This window comes from Mesorhizobium terrae (assembly GCF_008727715.1).
In the GTDB taxonomy this organism is placed as follows: domain Bacteria; phylum Pseudomonadota; class Alphaproteobacteria; order Rhizobiales; family Rhizobiaceae; genus Mesorhizobium; species Mesorhizobium terrae.
In genome coordinates this window covers 4,058,031-4,084,299 of record NZ_CP044218.1, presented here as the reverse complement: position 1 = coordinate 4,084,299, position 26,269 = coordinate 4,058,031, and the positions used below count along the sequence as shown (strand labels likewise).

The following is a 26,269-nucleotide window of genomic DNA, read 5'->3' as shown; positions in this document are numbered from 1 at the left end:
CCGTTCGGGATCGATGGAAACCAGAGATTACTTCGAGACGAAGCAGTTGCCGCCGGCGGCCTTGTAGCTGGTGCACAGCTTGACGGCGTCGTCGCGCGACTGCGCCATCACGCGCACCCGGTAGAAGGTGCCCTTGCCGGCCACTTCGGCCTTGACGATGTTGGCGCTGCGGCCTGCCAGCACGCTGGAGTAGCGACGCGCCAGGTCCTGATAAGTCGACTGGGCGCCTTCGACGGTCGGCTGCGAGGCGATCTGCATCGACCAGCCACCGGCGGCGGGCGCCGGAGCCTGCGGCTGCGCCGAGGCAACCTGCTGATCGGCCTTCGGCTTGACTTCGCCGGCGATGTTGACCGGCTGGTCGGACGGACGCTGCGGCGCCACCGGAGCTGCGGCCGGGGTCTTGGCGACAGCCTGCGGCTTGGCGGCGGGTTTCAGCGCGGCCTGTGGCGCATCGCCGTCGGTCGCCTGCGGCACGGTGCCGGTCTGGTCCTGCTGGGCAACGCGCTGCGGCGTCGGGTCGGTCGGTTCGCTGGCGGCAACCGGAGCGGCCACCGGCTCTTCACGCGGCGCCAGGCTGCCGTCGGGCTTCACCACCATGGTGCGCACCTTGCGCGGCGTCACCAGTGCGCCTTCCTGCGTACCGGCATTTTCCTGGGCGACCTGGGCGACACGATCTTCGCCCTTGGCAGCCGGCTGGGCGTTGGCGTCCTGAGCAGGGGCCAGAGCGCCGTTTTCGCTGTCGTCGGGACCGGAGAGGGAGGCGGCGCGGTCGGCCTGTTCCTTGGCCACCACATCGACCGGCACCTCGGCATTGGCGACCAGCTTCGGCTGCGTCGGCACCGCCGGGCGAGCGCCCTTGGCGACGGCGTCGTAGACCTTGTTGTCCTGGTTCGGGATCACCGCTCCGCCGGGATTCTCCGGCTTCACCTTCATCGGCTGGTTGTCGGCCTTGACGATGGCCGGCGCTTCCGAGCTGGAACCGCCGAAAGAGAGCGCGAAGGCGCCGACACCGCCAACCACGGCGACCGCACCGACCACGGCGGCGATCAGCAGCCCGCGACGACGCGGCTCCTGAGCGGCACCGGCGGCGGCGGCTTCCGGAATGGACATCGCCTCTTCGAGATCAGGATCGTAGTCGAAACCGTCATCGGCGACAGCACCAGCGGCCGGTTTGCCGCGCGCCGGGCTTTGCGGATCGTAACCCTGGTAGCCAAGATCGGCATAGGCCGCCGCGGCAGCTGCCGCCTGCGGCGTGTCCGCATAGGCCGGCATCTCGACACGGTCGCGACGGTGACCGTCCGCTTCGTCGTCGTAATGCGCCACCTTGGCGGATGCCTGAGTATTGGGGACCATCTCGTTGAGCAGCGTCGAGAATTCGGCGTCGAGCTCATCGTAGGCAGCGCTCTCCGGCTTATCCTGCTCGAACGGCACTTCCGGAATGTCGAGATCGTCGGCCAGCGCCACGACGCGCTCCGGCACATCCATCGTCTCGATGTCCGGCACGTCCTCGCGGATGGTGGCCGGCTGGGCGGGCTTGTGCCAGGACGGCGTCGACGCGACCGCCTGCATGGCCGGCTGCAACGGCATCGATGGCAAGGTCTCCATCACCGGCTCGACCGGGGCCCCGTACCGCTGGGTCGGCGCGGCGTACTGCTGGGTCGGCGCCGCGTACTGCTGCACGGGAGCGGCGTATTGCTGTACGGGGGCGGAATATTGCTGACCCGGCGCCACCGGATTGCCGCGGCCCCATGCCTTGATCGGCTGCACGAACGAGGCCGTGGCGGCAGCGGCGGCCACCGCCGGAGCGGCCCAGCGAAGCGCCTCGACAGGATCTTCCTCTTCAGCCTTCTGGACAGGTTCGTCATCGAGCGTGTCGAGGCCCTTGGCCATGGCAGCGTCGAAGGCATCAACGTCGAAATCGATCTCGTCGTCGGCCAGGAGCGGTTCTTCAGCGGCCTGTTCGTAGGTGTTGTGGGCGTCGTCGACCTCGGCGGCCGACAGTTCCTCGATCAGCGAAGCGTCAAGATCGGCGTCAAGAGCAGGCTCTTCCACGACCGGCGCAGCCGCGAGCTGCGGCCGCCAGGTCTCGGCGGCCGGCTCGGCAACGGCCGGACGTGCCGTCATGCGGCCGAGCAGCGCGTTGAGTTCGTCTTCCAGGCTGCGGTCCTGCGCGGCGGCGGCCGAGGCCTCATTGGCAGCCGCCGGGGCCACTTCCGGCTGCGCCGCGGCAGCGGCAAACGCCACCGGTTCGGCATGCGCCTCGTCGGTGAAGACGTCGTCCATGTCGATATCGAAATCGGCACCGGTCGCGACGTTGTCCGCCGGCTGCGTGTGATGGCCGAATGTCGGCAGGAAGGACTGCTCGGCCTGCGCCGGCGCATGGTCTTCCTCGGCAACCGCGACATCCGCGTTCGCCGCTTCGTGGACCGGCGAAAGCCGCGCGTTGAAATCCATGTCGACATCGGCCATCGCCGTATCAAAATGCGCGTCGAAGTCTTCCGGAGCGGCGGCGACAGGCTCGGCGGCGACAGCCATCGGCTCTGCCACTGGCTCGTGATCCAGTTCCATGTCGCCGAAATCGATATCGCGCATGGCCAGATCGAAATCCTCGGCCTCGTCGACGACGGGCGCGAAGCCTGCCTGCGGCTGGAATTCCTGTTCCAGCGAATGCGTCACGGCCGCGTCGAAGACCGGCTCTTCCATCTCGTCGGCGGCAGCGAACTCAAAGTCGGACGCTTCCGCTTCGGCCGGTGCGGCGGCCAGCGGAGCATGCGCCTCGGCGCGGAATTCCTCTTCCATCGAGGCAACCATGTCGTTGTCGATCGCCTCGTCGGCGAAAGCGGCAACCGGCGCGATGGCTGGCAGCGGCTGCGGTGCGGCGGCCATGGCCGGCTCTGCCTCGTGACCGGAGAATTCGCCCATCAACTCCTTTTCGAGGTCGATGTCGAAATCGTCGGACAGCTCGGCGGACGCCTGCTGGGCGGGTTGCCGCTGCACGGGCTCGCGTGGATCGAAGCCCATGATACGGGTCAATTCCGCAAAAGGATCGTCGCTTGCGATGTCGTTATGGTTGGCTACACGCGCCTGGGTTCTATCTGCCATTGTCGTTCCCGAACTCGCACTCATCGGACGCCATGGACGTCGCGGAAGGTTGGCCCCTACCAGCGCAATGTGGGCAAAAGGTGACAGGCTGATTAGTCGAACCTAACGCATTTCGGTCGGGGCTTCCGCTCCGATCAACGCCAGGCCAGACGACAAAACGTCCAAAACAGCCTGCACCAGCCCGAGTCTGGCACGTGTCAATTCTGGGTCGTTAACCTTAACAAAACGTAAGTCTACATGATCATTGCCGCGGTTCCACTGTGCGTGGAAGCTGGAAGCCAGGTCGTAGAGGTAAAAAGCCAGCCTGTGCGGCTCCTGCGACTGCGCCGCCTGCTCGATCAGACGCGGATATTCTGCAAGCTTCTTGACCAGCGAAAGCTCGCCCTCGTCCTTCAAGAGGTCGAGCCTGGCCGACAGCTCCTTGCGCGAAGGATCCGTGATGCCGAGCTGTTCCTTGGCCTGCCGGAACACCGAATGGCAGCGCGCCGAGGCATACTGCACGTAGAAGACCGGGTTGTCCTTCGACTGTTCCGTCACCTTGGCGAAATCGAAATCGAGCGGCGCGTCGCTCTTGCGATAGAGCATCATGAAGCGGACCGGGTCGCGGCCGACCTCTTCCACCACTTCGCGCAGCGTGACGAAATCGCCCGACCGCTTCGACATGCGGACCGGCTCGCCATCGCGGAACAGCTTGACCAGCTGGCACAAAAGCACGGTAAGCTTGACCCGACCGTCGGTGACGGCCTTGGCCAGCGCTTCCAGCCGCTTGACGTAGCCGCCGTGGTCGGCGCCCAGCACATAGATCAGCTCGTCGAAACCACGTTCAACCTTGTCTTTCAGGTAGGCGACGTCGGCGGCGAAATAGGTGAAGGCGCCGTCCGACTTGACCAGCGCGCGATCCATATCGTCGCCCACTGCCGTCGAGCGGAACAGCGTCTGCTCGCGGTCTTCCCAATCGTCCGGCTTCTCGCCCTTCGGCGGCGGCAGCTTGCCCTTGTAGATGTGGCCCTTCAGCGTCAGGTCGGCGATCGCCGCCCGGATCGCCTTGGCGTTGTCGGCATGCAGCGTGCGCTCGGAAAAGAAGACATCGTGGTGCACGTTGAGCAGCGCCAGGTCTTCCTTGATCAACACCATCATGGCGTCGATGGTGCGGTCCTTGACGATGGCCAGCGCCTCGTCTTCCGGCATCTGCAGCAGCGAACGGCCGAATTCCTTGGCCAGCGCCTGGCCGACCGGCACCAGATAGTCGCCGGGATAGAGGCCGGAGGGGATCTCGCCGATATCGTCGCCCAGCGCTTCGCGATAGCGCAGCATGGCGGAGCGGCCGAGCACGTCGATCTGCACGCCGGCGTCGTTGATCACATATTCCTTGGTCACCTTGTAGCCAGCGAAGCCAAGCAGGTTGGCCAGCGTGTCGCCGACCACGGCGCCGCGCGTATGGCCGACATGCATCGGCCCGGTCGGGTTGGCCGAGACATATTCGACATTGACCGCGATGCCCTGCCCGACCTTGGAACGGCCGTAATCCTGTCCCTCAGCGATCAGGCCGGCCAGATGCCGGTGCCAGAAGGCGTCGGTCAGCCTCAGATTGACGAAGCCCGGGCCGGCCACTTCGGCGCCGGAAACATCCGCATCGGCGCGCAACGCCTCGACAAGCCGATCCGCCAAGGCGCGCGGGTTCTGTCCGGCCGGCTTGGCCAGCACCATCGCGGCATTGGTGGCGAGATCGCCATGGCTGGCGTCTCGCGGCGGTTCGACAGCGATGCGGCCGAGATCGAGCGTGCCGCCATCTTTGTCTTTCAGATCAAGGCTTTCGACGGCCTTGATGACCCGCGCGGTGAAGTCGGCGAAGATGTTCATGAAAACTACTCTGCATCCATGCAAGAAAACCGGTCGTTGGCCGGCGAAAATCGCGCCCGGCCTAGCTCAAATCCGGCGTATGGTCAAACAAGCGTCGGTGCTCCTTCAACGCATAGGTATCGGTCATGCCGGCGATGAAATCGGCGACATCGCGCGCCTTGATGCGATCCTCGGCGCGGTCGAGCCCCTCGCGCCAGCCGTCCGGCATGGCGCGCGGATCGGCGAAATAGGCGTCGAACAGGTTCTTGACGATCTGCTCGGCGTCGGCGCGCACCCGCATCACCTCGGGGTGGCGGTAGAGGCGCGCATAGAGAAAGGTCTTCAGTTCCTTCTCCTGCGCCGCCATCTGGCCGGAGAAGCGGACGATGGTTTCGCCGGCGGCGCGCACGGCGTCGGCGCTGCCGGGCGCCAGCCGGTCGAGATTGGCCTTGGCGGTGACGATGACATCCTCGACCATCATGGTGATCTGCCGCCGCATCAGTTCGTGGCCGGTGCGCACCGGGTCGAGCGCGGGATAACGCTCGCGCACGCCCCGCAGGATCGAGCCCGGAAGCCCGACCTCCTCCAGCATGTCGAGGCGAAGCAGGCCGGAGCGGATGCCGTCGTCGATGTCATGGGTGTTGTAGGCGATGTCGTCGGCGAGCGCCGCGCACTGCGCCTCCACGCTGGCATAACGCGACAATTCCAGATCGTGCAGCTCCGAATAGTCGCGGATCGCCTGCGGCACCGGCCCTTTCAGCCCCTTGCCCGCCGCGTCGGTCAGCGGGCCGTTGTGCTTGACCAGCCCTTCCAGCGTTTCCCAGGTCAGGTTCAGCCCATCGAATTCGGCGTAACGCCGTTCCAGCCGTGTCACCACGCGCAGCGACTGGGCGTTGTGGTCGAAGCCGCCCCAGGGCGCCATTTTCTCGTTCAGCGCATCCTCGCCGGTATGGCCGAACGGCGTGTGGCCGAAATCGTGGACCAGCGCCACCGCCTCGGCCAGATCCTCGTCGACGCACAGCGCCCGCGCCAGCGCCCGGGCAATCTGTGCCACCTCGATCGTATGCGTCAGCCGGGTGCGGAAATGGTCGCCTTCATGCGCCACGAAGACCTGGGTCTTGTGCTTCAGCCGGCGAAAGGCGGTGGAATGGATGATGCGGTCGCGGTCGCGCTGGAACGGCGTGCGGGTCGGGCTTTCCACTTCGTCGAACAGGCGGCCACGCGAGCGGGCGGGGTCGCAGGCATAGGCCGCGCGGGGCCGGTAACCGAAACCGATATCGCCAAGCTCGCTGCTCATGACCCCTGTCGCTGTTGACTTGCCCCGCCCTGCTTCATACCTATCATGCAGAACCGAACGCAAGGTGACGCCCATGGGTGCCGACGCCAAGACCGCCATGAAGGTCGAAATGACAGAATCCGCCGCCAAGCGGATTTCGAAGATCGTCGGCAACGAACCCGGCAAGACGGCTTTGCGCGTTTCGGTGGAAGGCGGCGGCTGCTCCGGCTTCTCCTACAAATTCGACCTTGTCGACGCCCGCAACGATGACGACGTCGCCATCGAGCGCGACGGCGCCACGGTTTTGATCGACGACATCTCGCTGATCTACATGGGCGGTTCGGTGATCGATTTCGTCGACGATCTGATGGGCCAGTCCTTCCAGATCAGGAACCCCAACGCCGTCGCCTCCTGCGGCTGCGGAACCAGCTTCTCCGTCTAACATGCCCTCAGTCGGCGCGGTCCGTCAGGTCGCGCTGTCGGCCGGGCGCAATCTCGATGCCACATTGGCCTTCTGGCACGACGTGCTCGGTCTGCCGCTGCATTCGCGCTTCGATCCGCCGGGCATGGCCTTCATCATGGCAGGCGAGGTGCGGCTTTATTTCGCCGACGGCGTGCCGGCCGGCACCGTCTATCTCGACATCACCGACATCGACACCTTCCATGCCGAGGCCAAGGCCGCCGGCGTGCCGTTCACCGCGGCGCCGGCAATGGTGCATCACGACGTCAACGGCCTGTTCGGCCCAGCCGGCCAAAGCGAGTGGATGGCGTTCCTGAAAGACCCGGCCGGCAACACGATCGGCCTGGTCGAGCGGAAAGTGAGCTAACCGCCAATCGCCGCGTCCAGATCGCGCCCACCGTACAGAAACCGGTAGAAGATCACCGTATCGCCACTGATGCCGAAGGCGATTGAAATGCGCCGCTCAAAACCGACGATCCGCAAGCCTGGAAAAAGATCGTCCCGTTTTGCGCCCCGCTCCGGGAAATCCATAAACGTCAGGCAGAATTTTTCGATCCGATCAAGATATGCGATGGCGCGAGACGCACCATTTTGCCCGGAAATATAGAAATATAGCGCTTCGAGATCGTCTCGTGCCTCGGGCGCGAAGACGATCCGGTAGGGCATCAATTACCCTTGCGGGATGCGGTGTGCAAAGCCCGGAGGCCGCCAAAAACGTCTTCCGCCGAAAGACCGCGGTCGGGATTCGCCTGCATCGCCGCAGCGACCGGCACGACTTCTTCCAGCAGCCAACGTTCCACGGCGGCGTCGCGCTCCCGCAAGGCTCGCAAGCCCGCCCGCATCACTTCACTCGCCGAGGCGTATGCTCCAGACTGAACCAGTTCATCAATGTAATCCGCCTGCTCTCGCGGGAGACTGAAGGTCCGTTTCTCGGTGGCCGCCATCAAATACGCTCTCCATTGCCTTGCGGTATGATACCTTCATACCGGCGATGCGCAAGTGTGGACCAACACTTCGACCGGCATCGAAACATTGCATCGCGATGGCGCGCTAGAGAACGGTAACACGCCATCAGGACCGCGCGACCGTCATGCCCGCAAAAACTCTTCCCGTCACCGAACTCGCCCTGCTCGTCCTCCTGTCGACGCTGTGGGGGGCCTCCTACACCTTCATCAAGATCGGCGTGGAGACCATCCCGCCGGTGACGTTCATTGCCGCGCGCACATTGATCGCCGGGCTGATCCTGCTTGTCGTGTTGCGCTGGCGCGGCGTGAGGCTGCCGACGGATGCCGCGATGTGGGGCAGATTCGTGGCCCAGGCGGTGCTGAGCAGCGCGATCCCGTTCACGCTGATCGCCTGGGCCGAGCGCTCCATCGACGCGGGCCTTGCCGTCATCCTCAATTCGATGACGCCGATCTTCGCCTTCCTGCTGACGGCACTCATCACCAGGCATGAACAGGTGACGATGCGCAAGCTGTTCGGCGTCGTCGCCGGGCTTGCCGGCACCTGCCTGATCATCGGCATGGAGGCGCTGAACGGGCTCGGCGCGCAGTTGTGGGCCCAGCTTGCCGTGGTCGCGGCGACCATCTGCTATGGCGCGGCCGCCATTACCGGCAAAGGCTTCAAGGGCGTGGACCCGATGGTGCCGGCGGCCGGCTCCCTCATCGCCGGCACGGTGCTGCTGATTCCGGTCAGCCTTGCGGTCGACCATCCCTGGGCGCTGGCGCCATCGACACATTCCATGCTGGCGCTGCTCGGCCTGTCCGTGTTCTCGACCGCGCTCGCCTTCGCCATCTATTTCCGACTGCTGCAGACGCTGGGTTCGGTCGGCGCCACGGCGCAAGCCTACCTCAGGGTGCCGATCGGCATCGCCATCGGCGTCGTCTTCCTGGGCGAGACGGTGACGAGCACGGCCGGCATCGGGCTGGTCGCGGTCATCGCCGGCGTGGTCGCGATGACGCTGCCAGCGCGCAAGAAGGCAGTGGCCGACGCGACAATGGCGATCGTCCCATCGCCAGCCACACCGCGTTCCATTCCCGAATTCGATGGCGCGGAACGCGGCAAAGACGGTTGACCGTAGATAAGCACCTTCATATGTTGCACCGCACAAGGGTCGGGGACAACAACTCGTAGGGTGAGGCGGGCCGCAGGGTCGCCTTTCACCGGGAGACGTCCCTATGAACACGGCATCGACCGACCTGGAAATCGCCGCGCGCAGCGGCAGCACGCTCAAGCGGATCAGGGCGCGCATCCCGACCTACCTTGCCGATGTCCGCGAAAACCCCGCATGGCTGCCGATGTTCATGCTGGCCCGCACCATGCCCGGACGCCGTTTGCATTGGCTGGGCGCCCGCCCCTTCTCCGCCAACAACCGGCCGGCATCCTCGATCTTCGCAGGCGTGGACGCACAGGAGGCAACGGCACGGCTGCGGGCCGACGGCATCCAGACCGGCATCGACCTTCCGGCCGATATCCACGAGGGGATTGCCGCCTTCGCCCGCAAGACGCCGTGTTTCGGCAATTTCGACCGTCGCTTGTCGTTCCAACCGCTCGAGCACGACCAGGCCGAACAGCACTTCAAGCGACCGCTGCTCAGCGGCCACTATTTCGAGACGATTCTCGAATGCCCGGAAGTGCGCACGGTGCAGGCCGATCCGCTGCTGCACGAAATCGCCGCGCGCTACCTCGGCAACCAGGCGAAGCTGATCACGACACGCGTCTGGTGGAGCTTTCCGACCCGCTCGGCTTCCGAGCGCGACAAGAGCCTGGCCTCGCTCGACAAGTTCCATTTCGACCTGGACGACTGGCGGATGCTGAAGTTCTTCTTCCACCTGCAGCCTGTCGACGCCGACACCGGCCCGCATGTCTATGTGCGCGGCAGCCACAAGCGCCGGGTGTTGCGCCACCAGCTGACGCTTCTCGTCGGCCATTCTGCGGAGGACGTGCTCGATATCTACGGGCGCGAAAGCCCGCTGACGCTTACCGGCCCGGCCGGCAGCGGTTTCGTGGAAGACCCGTTCGGTTTTCACATGGGAACGGTGCCGAAAACCACGCCGCGATTGATGATGGAAGTCGGCTTCGGCGTGTCCAAGCCGTCAAGCCGGCGCTTCCACGGCGAGCCGATCGTGCGGTGACAAGGGTTTCGATAACCGCTTTTATCCAGACCGCCATCGGCGGCAGACATCGCGCAAACCCGTCGTCCGAAAAAGGCCGCCCTGATCGGGCGGCCTTCGCATCGAGATGACGGGATAAATCACGCCTCCGATGTCATCGCAGCTTCGCGGATCTCGTTTTCATCCACCTGCGCGCCGTTGAAGAAGGCGTTGAGCATGACCGCCGAGACGGTGGCCAGCAGGATGCCGGACTCGACCAGCGGGTGGATGACATGCGGCAGCCACATCTTGAAGTCCGGCGCCACCAGCGGGATCATGCCCAGCCCCACCGAGACCGCGACGACGAACATGTTGTTGCGCTGGCCCTTGAAGTCGACATTGGACAGGATGCGGATGCCGGTGGCCGCCACCATGCCGAACATGACCAGGCCGGCACCGCCGAGCACGACGGTCGGCAGCGCCTCGACCAGCGCGCCCATCTTGGGGATCAGGCCGAAGACGATGAGGATGATGCCGCCGGCGACGCAGACGAAGCGGCTCTTGATGCCCGTCACCCCGACCAGTCCGACATTTTGCGAGAAGGATGTGTAGGGGAAGGTGTTGAAGATGCCGCCAATGACGGTGCCCAGCCCGTCCGTGCGCAGGCCCGCGGAGAGCCCCGCCGGCGTCATGCGGCGGCCGGTGAGATCGCTCAGCGCCAGGAACATGCCCGTCGATTCGATCAGTGTCACGATCATGACCAATGTCATGGTGATGATCAGGATCGGATCGAAGATCGGCGTGCCGAAATGGAACGGCGTGATGATGGCGAACCATTCGGCGTTGGCGACCTTGTCGAAATGCATCATGCCGAGCGCCGCGGTCAGCACGCCGCCGATGATGATGCCGAGCAGCACGGCGATGTTGGCGAGGAAGCCCTTGCCAAACTTGGCGATCAACAGGATGGAAGCCAGCACCACCACGGAAACGGCGATGTTGGTGAGCGGCGCGTAGGCGGCGTTGTCCAGCGTCGGCGCCAGCGCCAGATTGGCGGGAATGGCCGGAACGGTGGAGCCGGCCGTTTGCGCCATTTCCGTTACCGCCTTGAGCCAAGCCGCATGTTCGGGCGCCACCAGGCGCGGCGCGGTCGGCCCCACCGGAACGCCGAAAATCCAGTTGATGCCGACGCGCATCAGCGAGGCGCCGATCACCACGATGATGGTGCCTGTCACCACCGGCGGAAAGAAACGCAGCATGCGGCTGGCAAAAGGCGCAAGCACCATGCCGATGATGCCGGAACCGATGATGGCGCCGAACAGAAGCCGCGCGCCATCCGGACCCGGATTGGCGCTGGCGATCGCCGTCATCGGCCCGACGGCGGCGAAGGTCACCCCCATCATCACCGGCATCTTGATGCCGAACCACTGCGTGGCGCCGAGCGACTGGATGATGGTGGCGATGCCGCAGACGAAGAGATCGGCCGAGATCAGAAAGGCGACCTGATGCGGGTCGAGCTTCAGCGCCCGCCCGACGATGAGCGGGACGGCGATGGCGCCGGCATACATGACAAGGACGTGCTGGATGCCGAGCGCGGCAAGACGTGGCGCCGGCAGCACCTCGTCCACGGGATGCGTGGTTGATGACATGACGGTGTTCCCATTATTGTGCCGGCCGTTCCCTGACCGGGTTCCCTTCCTGCGAAGGATGTTGCAGGATCGAATCGGAATGCGGATTGCGCCATCCTTGATTTGCTTGAAATAGTCGCGAGATTTTCATGAAAATCGTTACCTGGAACATCAACGGCGTCCGCGCCCGTATTGATAATCTCGTGCACTGGCTGGGCGAGAGCCAGCCCGACATTGTGTGCCTGCAGGAAATCAAGACGGTCGACGAGCAGTTCCCGCGCGCCGAGGTCGAGGCGCTCGGCTACCATGTCGAGACGCACGGCCAGAAAGGCTTTAACGGCGTCGCCATCCTGTCGAAGCTGCGCTTCGACGAGGTCAATCGCGGCCTGCCTGGCGACGATGCCGACGAGCAATCGCGTTTCATCGAAGGCGTGTTCTCGACCGACAAAGGCGTGTTGCGCGTCGTCTCGCTCTACCTGCCGAACGGTAACCCGATCAGCGACCCGGTCAAATTCCCCTACAAGCTGTCCTGGATGGCGCGGCTTGAACGCTGGGCGACGGAGCGACTGGTGCTGGAGGAAGCGCTGGTACTGGCCGGTGACTACAACGTCATTCCCGAGCCGGTCGACGCGAGAACTCCGGAAGCATGGCTCGGCGACGCGCTGTTCCAGCCACAAACCCGCCAGTCATTCCGGCGCCTGAAAAACCTCGGCTTCACCGAGGCGGTGCGCTCCGTCACCGACGCATCGGAAACTTATACCTTCTGGGATTACCAGGCCGGCGCCTGGCAGAAAAACAACGGCATCCGCATCGATCATCTATTGTTGTCGCCGGAGGCGGCGAACCGCTTCGCCTCGGCCTCGATCGAAAAACACGTGCGGGCCTGGGAAAAGCCGTCCGATCACGTGCCGGTGGCGGTGGAATTGACGCTGGCGGCTGCATGAAGGCCGTCGACGCCTGCGGAATTTTCGACTGAGATTGAGCAAAGCGGCCCGAAGAGGCAGCTGTGTGCGCCTATTGCTGCTCGGCGCCGGTAACGCCTTTGGCCAGCATATCGTCGGCCAATGAGATGGCGGTGCGGCGGTCGGCCTCGCCGGACACCGCGAAAGCCTCTTCCTGCATGGAGCGGATCCAAGGCTGATCGGCCGGCGTCGCGCGCGCCAGTGCCGCCGTCATCATGGCCAGCCCGCGCACCGCCTTTCCGCTCTGGAACAAGAGGTTGCCGAGTGTTGCTTGCGCGCCCGCATGGCCCTTTTCGGCGGCAAGCTGCAACCAGCGTCCGGCCTGCTTGACACTCACCTTGACGCCGCCATCGCCCTTCAGGAACATCTTGCCCATCTCGTACTGGGCGTTCGGATTGCGATAATTGGCGGCGGCGCGCATGAAATATTCCTGCGCGACGACCGGATCGGCCCCCACCGGACTGCCGGGGATGCCCTGCTTCAGATAATCGCCAAGCGCCACCAGCGCGTCGGAGACGTAGCTTTCCTCGGGCGAACCCGGCTCGACATCCTGTTCGGCGATTTCCGAAAAGAACTTGAAGGCGGCGTAGTCGTCCTGCGCCACGCCGTCGCCTTCGGCATACATGCGCGCCAGCTTCCAGGTCGCGCCGATCTGGCCGTTCTCGGCGGCGTATTTATAGGCTTCGACCGCCTGCTCCTTGTGACCGTTCTTGTAGGCGGAAAAGCCGAACTGGAAGACTTCCCAAGGGCTGGATTTCGGCTTTACGCCGCTCTTGTCGTCGAAAACCTTGTCGTCGAAGGCAAAAGCCGAGCCGGCGGCGCTGAGGGTCGCAACCGCGACCATCACCGTGAACACCGACGACCTTGCCAACTCAACAACCCGCATGGCAGTGCATTTCTTCGACATCGCCGACGCGGACGATGGAAACTTTGCTAGAATTCAGCACATGATGGCACGCATTTCCGGCCAAACTGCGGTCGGTCTCGGGCGACGACATGGCGTTCGCACCGCGCTCCGGCAGACTGGCAATGGAAAACTCGTCAGCGTGCATTTCTGTTCCTGCCGCGGATCTGCGGCCCATTCCCTCGCCTGACCGTCATCGGTCTTGCCGGGTACCCCATCGAGGTGCTCCGGGTTTATGGCGGGAAATGGGCATCGCCGCGTCCCGGTCTTCTTAGCCGATGGCTTGTTTCGAAACTGTTGCCGAAACGTCACAATAATGGATGCCGCAGCTAATGTTGCATTTACGGCACGCATCGGAGGGCGGTCAGCCGACCTCGAGAATTCGACTGTAACGAACCCCGGACAACAAAAAAGCCGGGCATAGAGCCCGGCTTTGTTGATTAGAATGAAGGGCTTACCACTTCAGGCTATAACCTGCATTGAAGGCAATCGCATAGCCGGCCTTGACACCCTGGTTGGTGCCTGGGGCGTAGTTGGTTTCCTCGCCGGCGCCGAGATAGCTGAAGCCGACACCGCCGCGGAACTCGCCACCGATGCCGTCCTTGGCGGAACCGCCCACAGCCACCGTATAGGTGTCGCCGGTGATGTCCCAGCCGGTGCCGACGCCCTGATCCCAGGTCAGGCTGGCGAAACCGGAAACCTTGTCGTTAAAGGCATGGCCGACACCGCCGGTTACGGTCCAGCCATCCTTCCAGAAATACTTGTCCTGGCTGATGGTGAAGCCCGCCGACTTCGAGCGAACGTCGAGGGTCGTCAGCTGGCTCCAGTCGGTCCACTTGACGCTGCCGAAAGCCAGCCAGCCGGGCGCAATACCGCTCTGCAACTTGAACTCGACGCTTTGCGGCAGGGCGCCAACGCCGATCGCGGGGACATCAACGGGCGTATTCTTGCCCAGCGGCGAAGCTGCAATGATCCTTGCGAACTGAGCCTGCAGCGGTGTTCCTGCGGTCGCAGCGAACAAAACGCCGGCAGGCGCATTCAGATTGCCGTCGGCACCGTATTTCGTGCCCGAGCGATACATCAGCTGCGCGCGCAGGGCGATGTCCGGGATTTCGTAGGCAGCGCCGATCCGGAAGCCATATTTCTGACCGTCGAGATTAAGGGTAGCGTTGCCCATGCCGAGCGCCGCGTAGGAATTCACGCGGTTGTATTCAAACTTTTCCATGAAGCCGCCGCCGAGCAGCCAGAACTTGCCCTGGCCGGCATCGAAGCCGAGGCCGCAGGTCAGCGCGGATTCATAGGTTGTGAATTCTTCGGAAATCTTGCCGCTCAGCGTCGGCGACGCGTATCTCGCATTGCCGCCATTGTTGTTCACCAGCGTGCCGGCGCAGCGCAGATTGTCGGTCAGGTTGAACTTCGCCGCGAAGGACGGGATAATATAATCTTCGGCGTAGTTGGTGCCAATCAGCCTCGGATTGCCGTTCTTGTTGAACTTACGCGTCGGGCTCACATAGGTGACGCTCGAGCGCATGTTGAAATTGCCCGGCTCGAAGATGATGTCGGTATCGGCCGAGCCGCGCGAGAAGCCGCCGGCCTGAGCCCCGCCCATCATCGCCACCGAAATGCACCCTGCCCCCAGGAGCGCCTTGAAACGCAAATTGATCATGAAATCCTCTCCCCGGAAATTCGTACACCAAGCTAGAACCAATTCGCATTAATGGCGCAATAACGATTTTTCCGGCCGTACTAGTACAATCGAGCTGGTGGCGCGCGAATACAGTCGGCTGCATTGGCGAGGACACCGAAAAGCCACCATTTTTAGAGGCAGGCGAAGCAAAACCGCGCGGAAATTGGCAGGAAACGCCCGAAAAAGCCTCATTTTGGCAGGTCAAACGCCCCATTGTTACATTATGGCAACAATGGGGCCCAAAACATTCCGTTTACGTCAATTGTGACGTTGCGGAATGCCGAAACCGTACCTACTCACGCAGTTTCCGCGGCACTTCCGCAACGTCAGAATCAACGATCCCGGCGCTCTTGCGAAGCACCGGGATCGAGGTTGTTTTGGCTCGATTGTTGTTCGGGTCAGCCGGCGTCGCGCACGCGCTCCAGCGCCACCGACAGCCGTGTCTGCTGCTCGTTGTATTCGGCGAGTTTCTCGCGCTCGGCCTCGACCACGTCTTCCGGCGCGTTGGCGACGAACTTCTCGTTCGACAGCTTCTTGTGCAGGCGCGCGATTTCCTCGGTCACCTTGGCCAGTTCCTTCTGCAGGCGCGCGGCCTCGGCCTTGAGGTCGATGAGGCTGCCGAGCGGCAGGCATACGGTCGCTTCGCCGAGCACGATCTGCGCCGAGCCCTTGGGTGCGGTCTCGCCATGGGAGATGTCGCCGACACGCGCCAGGCGCTTGATCGCCGCCTCGTGGCGAACCAGGCGTTCGCGCGTCGTCGCGTTGGCGCCGATCACCACCAGCGGCGCGATCGCGGCCGGCGGCACGTTCATTTCCGAGCGCACGGAGCGAATGCCGGAAACGAGATCGACCAGCCAGTTGATATCGGCGGCGGCCTCGACATCCTCGAAATCAGGCGCCGGCCAGGCGGCATGGCACAGCAACGATTGCCGCTCCTGCCCTTCGCCCACGGTCTGCGCCCAAAGCTCCTCGGTCATGAACGGCATCATCGGATGCAGGAGCTTGTAGATTTCGTCCAGCACAAAGGCGACGCAGGCGCGGCTTTCGGCTTTGGCGGCCTCGTCCTCGCCCATGAAGACCGGCTTCAACAGTTCGAGATACCAATCGCAGAACAGGTTCCAGACGAAGCGGTAGGCCGCGCCCGCCGCCTCGTTGAAGCGATAGGAGGCGATGGCGTCGGTGATCTCGCGCGCCGCGCGGGTCAATTCCGTCAATATCCAGCGGTTGACCGCGAGCTTGGCGTCGTTGAGCCAGAACGTATCGTCGCGGGCGACGCCGTTCATCTCGGCGAAGCGCGTGGCGTTCCACAGCTTGGTACCGAAATTGCGGTAGCCGGCGATGCGGGCGGGGTCGAGCTTCACGTCGCGCCCTTGCGCGGCCATGATCGCCAGCGTGAAGCGCAGCGCGTCGGCGCCATATTCGTCGATCAGTTCGAGCGGGTCGATGACGTTGCCCTTCGACTTCGACATCTTCTGCCCGTTTTTGTCGCGGACAAGCGCATGGACATAGACCGTGTGGAACGGCTCCTCGTCCATGAAATGCAGGCCCATCATCATCATGCGGGCGACCCAGAAGAAGATGATGTCGAAGCCGGTGACCAGAACGTCGGTCTGGTAATAGGTCTTCAGTTCCGGCGTCTTGTCCGGCCAGCCGAGCGTCGAGAACGGCCACAGCGCCGACGAGAACCAGGTGTCCAGCACGTCCTCGTCGCGGGTCAGGATCTCGCCGGGCTGGAAGTTTTCCAGCTTCTCCTCGACCCAGGCCTTCCACGGCCCTTCAAGGGCGAGATAGTGCTGGATCGCCGATTCAAGCGCTTCTTCTTCGGTCTTTTCGACGAAGACCTGCCCATCCGGGCCATACCAGGCCGGAATCTGGTGGCCCCACCACAGCTGGCGCGAAATACACCAGGGCTGGATGTTCTCCATCCAGTCGAAATAGGTCTTTTCCCAGTTCTTCGGCACGAAATTGGTGCGGCCCTCGCGCACCGAAGCCATTGCCGGCTTGGCCATTTCGTGTGCGTTGACGTACCACTGGTCGGTCAGGAACGGCTCGATCGGCACGCCGCCACGGTCGCCGTGCGGCACGGTGTGGCGGTGCGGCTCGATCTTGTCGAGGAAACCGCCCTCTTCCATCAATTCGACGATGCGCTTGCGGGCCGCGAAACGGTCCTGCCCGTGCAACTCGCTCCACACGGCCTGGCGCTCCGGCGTCGCCTCGAGCCCGGCCAGGAAATCCTCGTTGTCGTTGAGGTTTATCGCCGCCTCGACGGTGAGGATGTTGATCGCCGGCAGCTTGTGGCGCTTGCCGACCTCGAAGTCGTTGAAGTCGTGCGCGGGCGTGATCTTGACCGCGCCGGTGCCCTTCTCCGGATCGGAATATTCGTCGGCGACAATCGGAATGCGGCGGCCGACCAGCGGCAGGATGACGTTCTTGCCGATGAGGTCCCTGTAGCGCTCGTCTTCCGGGTGCACGGCGACGCCGGTGTCGCCCAGCATCGTCTCGGGGCGGGTCGTGGCCACGGTGATGAAGGTCTTGGGGTTCTCCGGATCGTAGGTCTCGCCTTCGACCGGATAGCGGAAATGCCAGAGATTGCCGTTGACCTCGTGCTGCTCGACCTCAAGGTCGGAGATCGCGGTCAGCAGCTTCGGGTCCCAGTTCACAAGGCGCTTGTCCTTGTAGATCAGGCCCTGCTTGTAGAGCGTGACAAAGACTTCGAGCACGGCCTTGGACAGGCCCTCGTCCATGGTGAAGCGCTCGCGCGACCAGTCGGCCGAGGCGCCGAGCCGCTTCAGCTGGTTGAAGATGGCGCCGCCGGATTCGGCCTTCCACTCCCAGATCTTGTCGACGAACTGTTCGCGGGTGAGATCGCGGCGATGCACCTGCTTTTCCATCAGCCGGCGCTCGACCACCATCTGCGTGGCGATGCCGGCATGGTCCATGCCCGGCTGCCACAAGACGTTCTTGCCGCGCATGCGCTCGAAGCGGATGAGAATATCCTGCAGCGTGTTGTTGAGCGCGTGGCCCATGTGCAGCGAGCCGGTGACATTGGGCGGCGGGATGACGATGGTGAAGGGTTCCGCACCTTCCTCCGCGCCGGCTCCGGCGCGGAAAGCGTCCGCCTCCTCCCAAATCCTGGCGATCTTCGGCTCGACGCTTTGGGCGTCATAGGTTTTTTCAAGCATGGGAAAGGCGTCCGGGCTGTCGGGATTTGCTGGTGACGGTAAATCGGAAGGTTTTGGCCAAGTCAACCGTGGCGAAAGGCCATCACCCGACAGATAGGCGCGGCAACCGGGTGGACAATACCCGCAAGCCTTGCCTCCTCCCACGGCGTCGCCTACCATCCCTTCGCTGCTGTAGGGCGCACCGGCCTTGGCCGAAGGGGCATTGCCCGCCTACGCCACATCAACCCACGATGCGCCCATGTCCCGGCTCGATCATTTCCGCAAGCAAGCCAAGCTGCACCTCAAATGGCATCGCGAACGGTACTATCCGGTCGCGGCGACGATCGCGTGGGTTCTGCCACGCTTCCGGCATCTCGATGACCGGCAGGTTCTCGATGCCGAGTTCAAGCTTGCCGATGCCCAGGAACTGGTGGCCCGCAAGGCCGGCTTCGACAGCTGGCAGGCGCTGACGAAAGGTCTCGACACCATGACAGAAGCAGATGAAAGCCGCGCTGCGGCACCCGTTCTCGCCCACGCCGAACCGCAGCTTTTCGTGACCAATATGGCAGCGGCGCTCGCCTTCTATGCTGAGAAGCTCGGCTTTCCCGATAACTTCGCCTATGGCGAACCGCCCTTCTACGCGCAGGTACAACGCGACGGCGCGCGCCTCAATCTGCGCCATGTCGATGCGTTGCCCCTCGACCGGATCGCGCGCGAACGGGAGGAGCTCCTGTCGGCGACAATTGCGGTGACCGCGATCAAGCCGCTGTTTCTCGAATATCAGGCAGCTGGCGTCGACTTCCACCAGCCACTGAGAACCGAGCCATGGGGTGCACGCACGTTCATCGTCAGGGACCCGGACGGCAATCTGATCTGCTTTGCGGCGGAAGGCTGAACAGGTCTCGCAGCATCGGCGGCAGTGCGCCGGGAAGGTCCTCCGCGATCAGCCCCGGCCCGAAGCGGCTGCCCGCCTCGGCGTGCAGCCAGACGCCGGCACAGGCCGCCTCGAAAGCCGGCATGCCTTGCGCGATCAAGCCGGCGACGATGCCGGCCAGGACATCGCCCGAACCGGCGGTCGCCAGCCAGGGCGCGCCATTGGCGTTGATGGCGGCGCGGCCATCGAATGACGCAATCACCGTATCCGCGCCCTTATAGATGACCACGGCATGCGCGGCAGCGGCGGCCGCACGTGCCTTGCCGAGCTTCGACAAGCTGTCGTCCTCGGCAATCGCCGGGAAAAGCCGGGCGAATTCGCCTTCATGCGGCGTCAGCACCAGCGCCGGCGCGCCCGGCCGCGCGGCAGCCGCAAACAGCTGTCCAGGTTCGTCGCGGAAGGAGGTGATGCCATCGGCGTCCAGCACCAGCCCTTCCACGCCGGAGCCCGCGCCGCTGCCTGACGCCAGCACCGCCAGCGTAAACGCCCGCGCCCTGTCGCCGACCCCGAAGCCGGGACCAAGCACGAAGGCAGACGGCCTTCGGTCGGCGAGAAACCCGTGAAGGTCGGCAAGCTCGTCCACCTGCCGCAGCATGATGGCGGTGAGATGAGCGGCATTCGCCTGCATGGCATCGCCCGGTGACAGCACCGTCACCGCCCCTGCCCCGCTGCGCGCCGCAGCCAGCGCCGACAGCCGCGCCGCGCCCGTTGAACTCGCACCGCCGGAAAAGACACCGACATGGCCGCGCCTGTATTTGTGCGTATCGACCGCTGGCGACGGAAACGATCGCCGCCACAAGGCTGGCCGGTTCTCGAAGGTCTTGACCGCGAGCGCCTCGACGACCGCCGGCGCGATGCCGATGTCGGCGACGATCAGTTCGCCGCACAGGTCGCGGCCGGGCAAAAGCAGATGACCCGGCTTGCGCCGCGCGAAGGTGATGGTGACGGTCGCCGCAAACGCACAGCCCAGCACCGCGCCGCTGTCGCCCGATATGCCGGACGGCAGGTCGACCGCTACGACCGGCAGGCCTTTGGCCGCGACGAGCGCGACCGCGCGCGCCGCATCGCTCGCAAGCGGCTTCGACAGGCCGGCGCCATAAAGCGTGTCGACCACCACATCCCCCGGCCCGGCCTCAAACTCCGCGAGTGGCTTCGTCGGCACCGGACAGTCATCGGCCGCAAGCGCGGCATCGCTGCCGGTACGAGGAGGACCGGACGCCCACAGCGAAACGGCGACACCGCTTTCTTGCAGGATCTTCGCCACGACATAGCCGTCGCCGCCATTGTTGCCGGGTCCGGCCAGGACATGAACGCGCCGGGCACCCGGGAAACGCGCCAGCACGACTGTCGCAACCGCCCAGCCGGCATTGCGCATCAGTCCGATGCCGTCGAAAGGCCCGGCGGCGATGGCCAGGCGATCGGCCTCGGCCATTTCGGCGGGCGTGAGCAATTCAAGCGTCATAGGCGGCATCCCGGCAGGCGTGTGGGCGGACATTCGAACAGTTTGCCGTGCGAGGCAAATGGGCGTTTGCGTCGAACACCTCCTCGCCCGGGAAGGACGAGCAGTGTGGCGAGCCCGCGAAATGCGCATGTTGCACAAAATTCAGGCACATCTCGAAAACCCTGCGCGCACATCTCCTGGGCAACGGGCTTCCGACCGCTGCCGCGCCGGCACCGCAAAACCGTGCCTGTCACGAAGCTGGCATGAAAATTCGCGACAAAACCGTCACGCGGTTCAAACTGGCACGCTTCATGCTTGAAGGATGCGCGAGCGGGACTGACAACCCGTTTTTCCGGCAGTGGAGGCCCATATCCGAAATGAAAAAGATCGAAGCGATCATCAAGCCGTTCAAACTGGATGAAGTGAAAGAAGCACTTCAGGAAGCCGGCTTGCAGGGCATCACCGTCACCGAGGCCAAGGGTTTCGGCCGTCAGAAGGGCCATACCGAGCTCTATCGCGGCGCCGAATATGTCGTCGACTTCCTGCCCAAGGTGAAGATCGAGGTTGTGCTCGGCGACGAGTCCGTCGAGGCGGCCATCGAGGCGATCCGCAAGGCCGCCCAGACCGGCCGCATCGGCGACGGCAAGATCTTCGTCTCCAACATCGAGGAAGTCGTACGCATCCGCACCGGCGAGACCGGTCCGGACGCGATCTGACGACCAGCCCGCCTTTTCAAGTTTCAACGTCATCACATAGGAAAGCATGACATGACGACAGCCAAGGACATTCTCAAGCAGATCAAGGACAACGACGTGAAGTTCGTCGATCTGCGCTTCACCGACCCCAAGGGCAAGCTGCAGCACGTGACCATGGACATCGCCGAGGTCGACGAGGACATGTTCGCCGACGGCGTCATGTTCGACGGCTCCTCGATCGCCGGCTGGAAGGCGATCAATGAGTCCGACATGGTGCTGATGCCCGACATGGACACGGTTCACATGGACCCGTTCTTCGCGCAGTCGACCATGGTCATCCTGTGCGACATCCTCGATCCGGTCTCCGGCGAAGCCTATAACCGCGACCCGCGCGGCACCGCCAAGAAGGCCGAGGCCTACATGAAGGCCGAAGGTATCGGCGACACCATCTTCGTCGGCCCGGAAGCCGAATTCTTCGTCTTCGACGACGTCAAGTACAAGGCCGATCCCTACAACACCGGCTTCAAGCTGGACTCCTCGGAACTGCCGTCCAACGACGACACCGACTACGAGACCGGCAACCTCGGCCACCGTCCGCGCGTCAAGGGCGGCTACTTCCCGGTTCCGCCGATCGATTCCGCGCAGGACATGCGCTCGGAAATGCTGACCGTGCTCACCGACATGGGCGTGCGCGTCGAGAAGCATCACCATGAGGTGGCCGCAGCCCAGCACGAACTCGGCATCAAGTTCGACACGCTGGTCCGCAACGCCGACAAGATGCTGATCTACAAGTATGTCGTGCATCAGGTCGCCAACGCCTATGGCAAGACCTCGACCTTCATGCCGAAGCCGATCTTCGGCGACAACGGCTCGGGCATGCACGTCCACATGTCGATCTGGAAGAACGGCAAGCCGACCTTCGCTGGCAACGAATATGCCGGCCTGTCGGAAAACTGCCTGTACTTCATCGGCGGCGTCATCAAGCACGCCAAGGCCGTCAACGCCTTCACCAACCCGCTCACCAACTCCTACAAGCGTCTGGTGCCGGGCTACGAGGCGCCGGTGCTGCTCGCCTACTCGGCGCGCAACCGTTCGGCTTCCTGCCGCATCCCGTTCGGCAACTCGCCGAAGGCCAAGCGCGTCGAGGTCCGCTTCCCCGATCCGGGCGCGAACCCCTATCTCGGCTTCGCGGCGCTGCTGATGGCCGGCCTCGACGGCATCAAGAACAAGATCCACCCCGGCCAGCCGATGGACAAGGATCTGTACGACCTGCCGCCGAAGGAACTGAAGAAGATCCCGACCGTCTGCGGCTCGCTGCGCGAAGCCCTGCAGAGCCTCGACAAGGATCGCGGCTTCCTGAAGGCCGGCGGCGTGTTCGACGACGACCAGATCGACTCGTTCATCGAGCTGAAGATGGCTGAGGTGATGCGCTTTGAAATGACCCCGCATCCGGTCGAATACGACATGTACTATTCGATCTAAGCGGTTCGCATCGCTGGATAAAAGAAACCCCGGTCGCAAGACCGGGGTTTTTCTTTGCCTGTGATGAGCCTTCGGGTTCCTTCCGGCCAAGCAGGAAAGTGCCCAAGCCTCGCGAGGCTCGGCGACAGCCCCGGTTGGGCGGACCCGCCTTGCGCAAGCGTCAAAAAAACCCCGGCCTCGCGGCCGGGGTCTCTGTCGGGTCGGTCGAAGGAGGGAGGACCTACCCGGCAATCTCCTCGGGCGCATGCATGGTCCAGTCGGCGCGCCGTGCCAGAAACAGCACGTAGTAGACCGCCGCCACCGCCATGATCGCCAGTGTAGCCATCAGGCTCGGCCGCCCGAAGGAAGCGTCGAGCAGGTTCTGGTAGGCGACATAGACCAGCGCCAGGAAGGCCAGGACGGCCGGCACCGGGAAGAACGGCATGCGATAATGGCCATTGGCGGTGGCGCCGTTGCGCCGCCCCGCGATCGCGCCGAGGCAGAGTAGCGCATAGATCACGACAAGCGAAGTGCCGGAGACCACCAGAAGCAGGTTGATGTCGATGAAGCAGGCCGCGGCGGCCAGCACCGCGACGACGATGGTGGCGATCCACGGCGACGCGTAGGTGCCGTGCACGGAAGCAACCGCATTGTTGATCGGCCCGAACCAGGTCTTGTCGCGGCCCGACGAGAACAGCAGCCGCGCCGCCTGCAGCACGATGGCGATGACCGCGTTGAAGATGGCAACCGCGATCGCCAGGCTGACCAGCACGGTGAGTGTGTGGCCGCCGCGCGCCTCGAGGAAATATTCGATCTTCTGCGGCGCGGCCAGGAGGCCGACCAGGTCCGGCGAACCGAGCAGGACGGCGGTCAGCGGAATCAGTTCCGCCGCCACGGTGATGAGCAGCGCCCACACCACCACCTTGCCGATGCTGCGCTTGGCGTCCTGCGTCTCCTCGCCGAAATAGGCGGCGGCGCCATAGCCGTTGTAGGCGAAGATGGCGACGGCGGTGGCCGCCATGATGAGGCCCGCCGAGGCCGGCACCAGCGCGTTGGTGGTGTCGAGGATTTGCGGCGCCGTGAACAGGCTGGAAAGCGGCCGCTCGACATGGATGAAGCCCAGCACCGTCAGGATGACCAGCGCCAGCATTTCGATGCCGAGGAAAATGCCGGTGACGAAGGCGTTGAGCTTGATGCGCAACGCCGCCACCACGCCGGCCAGGATGATGGTGGCCACGCCGACCCATTGCGCGTTGAGATTGGGCATGAGCACGCCGAGATAGGTGCCGACGCCGAGCGCCACCACGGCGATGATCAGCACGATGGAGACGAAGACGAGGACGAGTGTGACAAAGCCCCAGAAGCGGCCGAGCGTGCGGCCGATCATGGTGTATTCGCCGCCGGCCGTCGGATAGGCTGACGACAATTCCGCATAGACGAAGGCCATGAACAGCCCGATGACGCCGGCCAGCACGAAGGACAGGAACGATCCCGTACCGGCCAGAGCGATGACGCCCGGCACGATGATGAAGACCGAGGATGCCGGCGTCACCGCCGACAGCACGATCATCAGCGTGCCCAGTGCATTGAGCGCGCGATCAAGACCGCCGCTCGAGTTTGGTACTTCCGATGGCATCAAGCCCTCCCATTGTTTTTATGCAATTAAAATTCTGTTCCCATCAAAATGCTACGATGGAGTCGGCATTTCGTCAACAAACCATCGTAAAATCGCTTGCAAGATTCACAGAGCCCATTTTAATTTGAATGGCATTCAGGAGATATGATGAGCAGACCCGCCGCCCAGGCCGAACGCCGACTGACCCTCATCAGCGCCGCCGAGACGATGATCGCCAGGCATGGCCTGGCCGGCGTGACGCTGCGCGCCGTCGCCAATGAGGCAGGCATGAGCTCCAGCGCCGCGCTCTATTATTATCCGGGCCTGAAGGAGCTTCTGGACGACGTGCAGAAACAGGCTGTCGAGCGCTTCTGCACGCTGCGCGCGGCCGCCATTGCCCAGATCGCCGATCCGCGCGCGCGGCTGAAGGCGATGATCCTGACCGGCATCCCCGACGATCCTTCCGATCGCCTCTGCCGGCTCTTGATGGAACTCGGCGCCTATGCCCGCTCCGATGCCGCCTATGCCGCGCGCCACATCACATTGTTCGAGCGGCAGGTGGCGATCTATGTCGGCATTCTGGAGGCCGGCGCCATCACCGGCGCGTTCAAACTGGCCGATGCCAGCGACACGCTGGCGCGCAGCCTCGTCGTGCTCGAGGACGGGCTCGGCCTGCATCTTCTCAATGTCGTGCCGGCGGTGGACTACCCGACCGCGCTCGGCATCCTCACCGCCTATGCCGAAACGGCGACCGGCTGCCATCTCGGCTGATCGTCGCCAAGCCCATTTCCAACCACAGGACAGATCGAATGACGCAGACCTCGCACGTCACGCCCGCCGGAAAACCACGCGCCCGGGCGCTGGGCATTCCCTTCACCGGCACGCCCGGCCGCCTCAACGCGATCACCGACGTGACGGGCGTCGAAGTCGGCTACACCACGCTGATTTCCGGCGACGGCCAGATGGAAATCGGCAAGGGCCCGGTGCGCACCGGCGTCACCGCCATCCTGCCGCTCGGCCGCGAGGGTGCTGGCCAGGCGATCGCCGCCGGCTACCATTCCTTCAACGGCAATGGCGAAATGACCGGCGTGTCGTGGCTGGAAGAGGCCGGCGCCCTCAACATGCCGATCCTCATCACCAACACCCATGCCATCGGCCCTTGCCACCGCGGCACGATCGACTGGATGGTGCGAAACAAGCCCGACATCGCCAGCCAGTGGATGCTGCCCGTCACGGCGGAGACCTGGGACGGCTATCTGAACGACATCAACGGCCCGCACGTGACCTCCGAGCACGCCGTCGCGGCGCTCGATGCGGCCAGGGGCGGCGCCATCGAGGAAGGCTCGGTCGGCGGCGGCACCGGCATGAACTGCTACGCTTTCAAGGGTGGCAACGGTACGGCCTCGCGCATCGTCAACTACGGTCATCGCGACTACACGGTCGCCGTTTTCCTGCAGACCAATTTCGGCTCGCGCCATGAGCTGACCGTTGCCGGCGTGCCGCTGGGCGCCACCCTTGCCGACGACAACCCGATGGAGGCCTTCGCCGCCAGCCTGCAGCCGGCCGGCGCCGGCTCCTGCATCGGCATCGTCGCCACCGATGCCCCTCTCCTGCCCGGCCAGTGCAAGGCGCTGGCCCGTCGCGTGCCGCTGGGGCTGGCGCGCACCGGCACCGCCGGCTCGCATTTCTCGGGCGACATCTTCCTGGCCTTCTCGACCGCCAATCGCGATGCGCTGAACGGTCGCTTTCCAAGGGGCGAGCCTGACGCCGGCACCTACAGTCACATGGATTTCATCCCGTGGGGCCGCATGGACGATTTCTACGCCGCCACCGTGCAGGCAGCGGAGGAAGCGGTGGTGAATGCGCTGGTGGCCAACGCCGACATGGTCGGCCGTGACGGCCACCGCAGCCCCGCTTTGCCGCATGACAGGCTGATACATGCCCTGAAGGCGCGCAACGTCATCACCGGCTAAGTACTTTTTGCAACGGCTTGAGGCTCGGTGTCCACGCCGGTT

22 protein-coding genes are annotated in these 26,269 nt (G+C 64.2%); 10 read left to right on the top strand and 12 right to left on the bottom strand.

All coding sequences use genetic code 11. From position 1 onward, the window contains the following. Positions 1 to 27 precede the first annotated feature (27 nt). The 3 genes from FZF13_RS20855 to FZF13_RS20845 form a co-directional block, all read right to left on the bottom strand. On the bottom strand, positions 28 to 3,102 hold the full coding sequence (locus FZF13_RS20855; protein WP_024926344.1) for an SPOR domain-containing protein: 3,075 nt from the start codon (positions 3,100 to 3,102) through the stop codon (positions 28 to 30). Between the two features lie 102 nt (positions 3,103 to 3,204). Further along, a complete protein-coding gene (gene argS, locus FZF13_RS20850; protein WP_024926343.1) occupies positions 3,205 to 4,962 on the bottom strand; it encodes an arginine--tRNA ligase in 1,758 nt (585 codons plus the stop codon). A 61-nt stretch (positions 4,963 to 5,023) separates the two neighbouring features. After that, entirely contained in the window at positions 5,024 to 6,238 is a 1,215-nt protein-coding gene (locus FZF13_RS20845; protein WP_024926342.1) for a deoxyguanosinetriphosphate triphosphohydrolase, read from the bottom strand. A gap of 73 nt (positions 6,239 to 6,311) precedes the next feature. Between FZF13_RS20845 and erpA the strand changes: the two genes are divergently transcribed. Both erpA and FZF13_RS20835 read left to right on the top strand, forming a co-directional pair. Further along, on the top strand, positions 6,312 to 6,659 hold the full coding sequence (erpA, locus tag FZF13_RS20840) for an iron-sulfur cluster insertion protein ErpA (protein ID WP_024926341.1): 348 nt from the start codon (positions 6,312 to 6,314) through the stop codon (positions 6,657 to 6,659). Between the two features lies 1 nt (position 6,660). Further along, positions 6,661 to 7,044 carry a VOC family protein gene (locus FZF13_RS20835; RefSeq protein ID WP_024926340.1) on the top strand — a complete coding sequence of 128 codons (384 nt, stop codon included), beginning with the start codon at positions 6,661 to 6,663 and terminating at the stop codon, positions 7,042 to 7,044. On the opposite strand, the gene FZF13_RS20830 is transcribed toward FZF13_RS20835, so the two are convergent. Both FZF13_RS20830 and FZF13_RS20825 read right to left on the bottom strand, forming a co-directional pair. Next, a complete protein-coding gene (locus FZF13_RS20830) occupies positions 7,041 to 7,343 on the bottom strand; it encodes a type II toxin-antitoxin system RelE/ParE family toxin (protein WP_024926339.1) in 303 nt (100 codons plus the stop codon). The two genes, FZF13_RS20835 and FZF13_RS20830, sit on opposite strands and share 4 nt — an antisense overlap. Beyond that, a complete protein-coding gene (locus tag FZF13_RS20825) occupies positions 7,343 to 7,621 on the bottom strand; it encodes a type II toxin-antitoxin system ParD family antitoxin (protein ID WP_024926338.1) in 279 nt (92 codons plus the stop codon). Before FZF13_RS20825 ends, FZF13_RS20830 begins: the two co-directional genes overlap by 1 nt. 146 nt (positions 7,622 to 7,767) lie before the next feature. Here FZF13_RS20825 and FZF13_RS20820 point away from each other — a divergent pair, with 146 nt between their 5' ends. Beyond that, on the top strand, positions 7,768 to 8,751 hold the full coding sequence (locus FZF13_RS20820; RefSeq protein ID WP_024926337.1) for a DMT family transporter: 984 nt from the start codon (positions 7,768 to 7,770) through the stop codon (positions 8,749 to 8,751). 103 nt (positions 8,752 to 8,854) lie between these two features. Next, positions 8,855 to 9,811, top strand: a complete 957-nt coding sequence (locus FZF13_RS20815) for a hypothetical protein (protein WP_024926336.1) — start codon at positions 8,855 to 8,857, stop codon at positions 9,809 to 9,811. A gap of 119 nt (positions 9,812 to 9,930) precedes the next feature. Here FZF13_RS20815 and FZF13_RS20810 read toward each other — a convergent pair whose 3' ends face one another. Continuing rightward, the gene (locus FZF13_RS20810) at positions 9,931 to 11,415 is read right to left on the bottom strand and encodes a nucleobase:cation symporter-2 family protein (RefSeq protein WP_065998062.1); all 1,485 of its coding nucleotides are present in this window, start codon (positions 11,413 to 11,415) and stop codon (positions 9,931 to 9,933) included. Positions 11,416 to 11,543: 128 nt separating this feature from the next. On the opposite strand from FZF13_RS20810, the gene xth reads away from it, so the two are divergent. Next, positions 11,544 to 12,338, top strand: coding sequence for an exodeoxyribonuclease III (gene xth / locus FZF13_RS20805; protein WP_024926334.1), 795 nt, complete (start codon positions 11,544 to 11,546; stop codon positions 12,336 to 12,338). 70 nt (positions 12,339 to 12,408) lie between these two features. Here the strand turns inward: xth and FZF13_RS20800 are convergent, their stop codons facing one another. From FZF13_RS20800 to FZF13_RS20785, 4 genes are all read right to left on the bottom strand, one after another. Next, complete coding sequence (locus FZF13_RS20800; RefSeq protein ID WP_024926333.1) at positions 12,409 to 13,242, bottom strand: tetratricopeptide repeat protein; 834 nt, start codon at positions 13,240 to 13,242, stop codon at positions 12,409 to 12,411. Next, positions 13,229 to 13,408: a hypothetical protein gene (locus tag FZF13_RS20795; RefSeq protein WP_024926332.1), complete on the bottom strand. Its 180-nt coding sequence runs from the start codon at positions 13,406 to 13,408 to the stop codon at positions 13,229 to 13,231. The genes FZF13_RS20800 and FZF13_RS20795 overlap by 14 nt, the downstream gene beginning before the upstream one ends. A 306-nt stretch (positions 13,409 to 13,714) precedes the next feature. Beyond that, the gene (locus FZF13_RS20790; protein ID WP_024926331.1) at positions 13,715 to 14,926 is read right to left on the bottom strand and encodes an outer membrane protein transport protein; all 1,212 of its coding nucleotides are present in this window, start codon (positions 14,924 to 14,926) and stop codon (positions 13,715 to 13,717) included. A gap of 419 nt (positions 14,927 to 15,345) precedes the next feature. After that, the gene (locus FZF13_RS20785) at positions 15,346 to 18,129 is read right to left on the bottom strand and encodes a valine--tRNA ligase (protein WP_024926330.1); all 2,784 of its coding nucleotides are present in this window, start codon (positions 18,127 to 18,129) and stop codon (positions 15,346 to 15,348) included. Between the two features lie 238 nt (positions 18,130 to 18,367). Here FZF13_RS20785 and FZF13_RS20780 point away from each other — a divergent pair, with 238 nt between their 5' ends. After that, positions 18,368 to 19,003, top strand: coding sequence for a bleomycin resistance protein (locus FZF13_RS20780; protein WP_024926329.1), 636 nt, complete (start codon positions 18,368 to 18,370; stop codon positions 19,001 to 19,003). Here FZF13_RS20780 and FZF13_RS20775 read toward each other — a convergent pair. Then, positions 18,957 to 20,504, bottom strand: coding sequence for a bifunctional ADP-dependent NAD(P)H-hydrate dehydratase/NAD(P)H-hydrate epimerase (locus FZF13_RS20775; RefSeq protein WP_024926328.1), 1,548 nt, complete (start codon positions 20,502 to 20,504; stop codon positions 18,957 to 18,959). The genes FZF13_RS20780 and FZF13_RS20775 overlap by 47 nt on opposite strands. Positions 20,505 to 20,860: 356 nt before the next feature. Here FZF13_RS20775 and FZF13_RS20770 point away from each other — a divergent pair, with 356 nt between their 5' ends. After that, complete coding sequence (locus FZF13_RS20770) at positions 20,861 to 21,199, top strand: P-II family nitrogen regulator (protein ID WP_024926327.1); 339 nt, start codon at positions 20,861 to 20,863, stop codon at positions 21,197 to 21,199. Between the two features lie 51 nt (positions 21,200 to 21,250). Next, a complete protein-coding gene (glnA, locus tag FZF13_RS20765) occupies positions 21,251 to 22,660 on the top strand; it encodes a type I glutamate--ammonia ligase (RefSeq protein ID WP_024926326.1) in 1,410 nt (469 codons plus the stop codon). Between the two features lie 220 nt (positions 22,661 to 22,880). On the opposite strand, the gene FZF13_RS20760 is transcribed toward glnA, so the two are convergent. Further along, entirely contained in the window at positions 22,881 to 24,275 is a 1,395-nt protein-coding gene (locus tag FZF13_RS20760) for an APC family permease (protein WP_024926325.1), read from the bottom strand. 147 nt (positions 24,276 to 24,422) lie between these two features. On the opposite strand from FZF13_RS20760, the gene FZF13_RS20755 reads away from it, so the two are divergent. Continuing rightward, entirely contained in the window at positions 24,423 to 25,025 is a 603-nt protein-coding gene (locus FZF13_RS20755; protein ID WP_024926324.1) for a TetR/AcrR family transcriptional regulator, read from the top strand. 38 nt (positions 25,026 to 25,063) lie between these two features. Further along, positions 25,064 to 26,227 carry a DmpA family aminopeptidase gene (locus FZF13_RS20750; protein WP_024926323.1) on the top strand — a complete coding sequence of 388 codons (1,164 nt, stop codon included), beginning with the start codon at positions 25,064 to 25,066 and terminating at the stop codon, positions 26,225 to 26,227. Positions 26,228 to 26,269 lie beyond the last annotated feature (42 nt).

Excerpts from the sequence above, each read along its gene's own strand:
- FZF13_RS20820 (WP_024926337.1), top strand. The coding sequence starts at position 7,768 with ATGCCCGCAAAAACTCTTCCCGTCACCGAACTCGCCCTGCTCGTCCTC.
- FZF13_RS20750 (WP_024926323.1), top strand. The coding sequence starts at position 25,064 with ATGACGCAGACCTCGCACGTCACGCCCGCCGGAAAACCACGCGCCCGG.
- xth (WP_024926334.1), top strand. The coding sequence starts at position 11,544 with ATGAAAATCGTTACCTGGAACATCAACGGCGTCCGCGCCCGTATTGAT.
- FZF13_RS20800 (WP_024926333.1), bottom strand. The coding sequence starts at position 13,242 with ATGCGGGTTGTTGAGTTGGCAAGGTCGTCGGTGTTCACGGTGATGGTC.
- FZF13_RS20785 (WP_024926330.1), bottom strand. The coding sequence starts at position 18,129 with ATGCTTGAAAAAACCTATGACGCCCAAAGCGTCGAGCCGAAGATCGCC.
- FZF13_RS20810 (WP_065998062.1), bottom strand. The coding sequence starts at position 11,415 with ATGTCATCAACCACGCATCCCGTGGACGAGGTGCTGCCGGCGCCACGT.
- FZF13_RS20815 (WP_024926336.1), top strand. The coding sequence starts at position 8,855 with ATGAACACGGCATCGACCGACCTGGAAATCGCCGCGCGCAGCGGCAGC.
- argS (WP_024926343.1), bottom strand. The coding sequence starts at position 4,962 with ATGAACATCTTCGCCGACTTCACCGCGCGGGTCATCAAGGCCGTCGAA.
- glnA (WP_024926326.1), top strand. The coding sequence starts at position 21,251 with ATGACGACAGCCAAGGACATTCTCAAGCAGATCAAGGACAACGACGTG.
- FZF13_RS20835 (WP_024926340.1), top strand. The coding sequence starts at position 6,661 with ATGCCCTCAGTCGGCGCGGTCCGTCAGGTCGCGCTGTCGGCCGGGCGC.
- FZF13_RS20845 (WP_024926342.1), bottom strand. The coding sequence starts at position 6,238 with ATGAGCAGCGAGCTTGGCGATATCGGTTTCGGTTACCGGCCCCGCGCG.
- FZF13_RS20755 (WP_024926324.1), top strand. The coding sequence starts at position 24,423 with ATGAGCAGACCCGCCGCCCAGGCCGAACGCCGACTGACCCTCATCAGC.
- FZF13_RS20855 (WP_024926344.1), bottom strand. The coding sequence starts at position 3,102 with ATGGCAGATAGAACCCAGGCGCGTGTAGCCAACCATAACGACATCGCA.
- FZF13_RS20780 (WP_024926329.1), top strand. The coding sequence starts at position 18,368 with ATGTCCCGGCTCGATCATTTCCGCAAGCAAGCCAAGCTGCACCTCAAA.
- FZF13_RS20825 (WP_024926338.1), bottom strand. The coding sequence starts at position 7,621 with ATGGCGGCCACCGAGAAACGGACCTTCAGTCTCCCGCGAGAGCAGGCG.
- FZF13_RS20760 (WP_024926325.1), bottom strand. The coding sequence starts at position 24,275 with ATGCCATCGGAAGTACCAAACTCGAGCGGCGGTCTTGATCGCGCGCTC.
- erpA (WP_024926341.1), top strand. The coding sequence starts at position 6,312 with ATGGGTGCCGACGCCAAGACCGCCATGAAGGTCGAAATGACAGAATCC.
- FZF13_RS20795 (WP_024926332.1), bottom strand. The coding sequence starts at position 13,408 with ATGCACGCTGACGAGTTTTCCATTGCCAGTCTGCCGGAGCGCGGTGCG.
- FZF13_RS20775 (WP_024926328.1), bottom strand. The coding sequence starts at position 20,504 with ATGACGCTTGAATTGCTCACGCCCGCCGAAATGGCCGAGGCCGATCGC.
- FZF13_RS20790 (WP_024926331.1), bottom strand. The coding sequence starts at position 14,926 with ATGATCAATTTGCGTTTCAAGGCGCTCCTGGGGGCAGGGTGCATTTCG.
- FZF13_RS20770 (WP_024926327.1), top strand. The coding sequence starts at position 20,861 with ATGAAAAAGATCGAAGCGATCATCAAGCCGTTCAAACTGGATGAAGTG.
- FZF13_RS20830 (WP_024926339.1), bottom strand. The coding sequence starts at position 7,343 with ATGCCCTACCGGATCGTCTTCGCGCCCGAGGCACGAGACGATCTCGAA.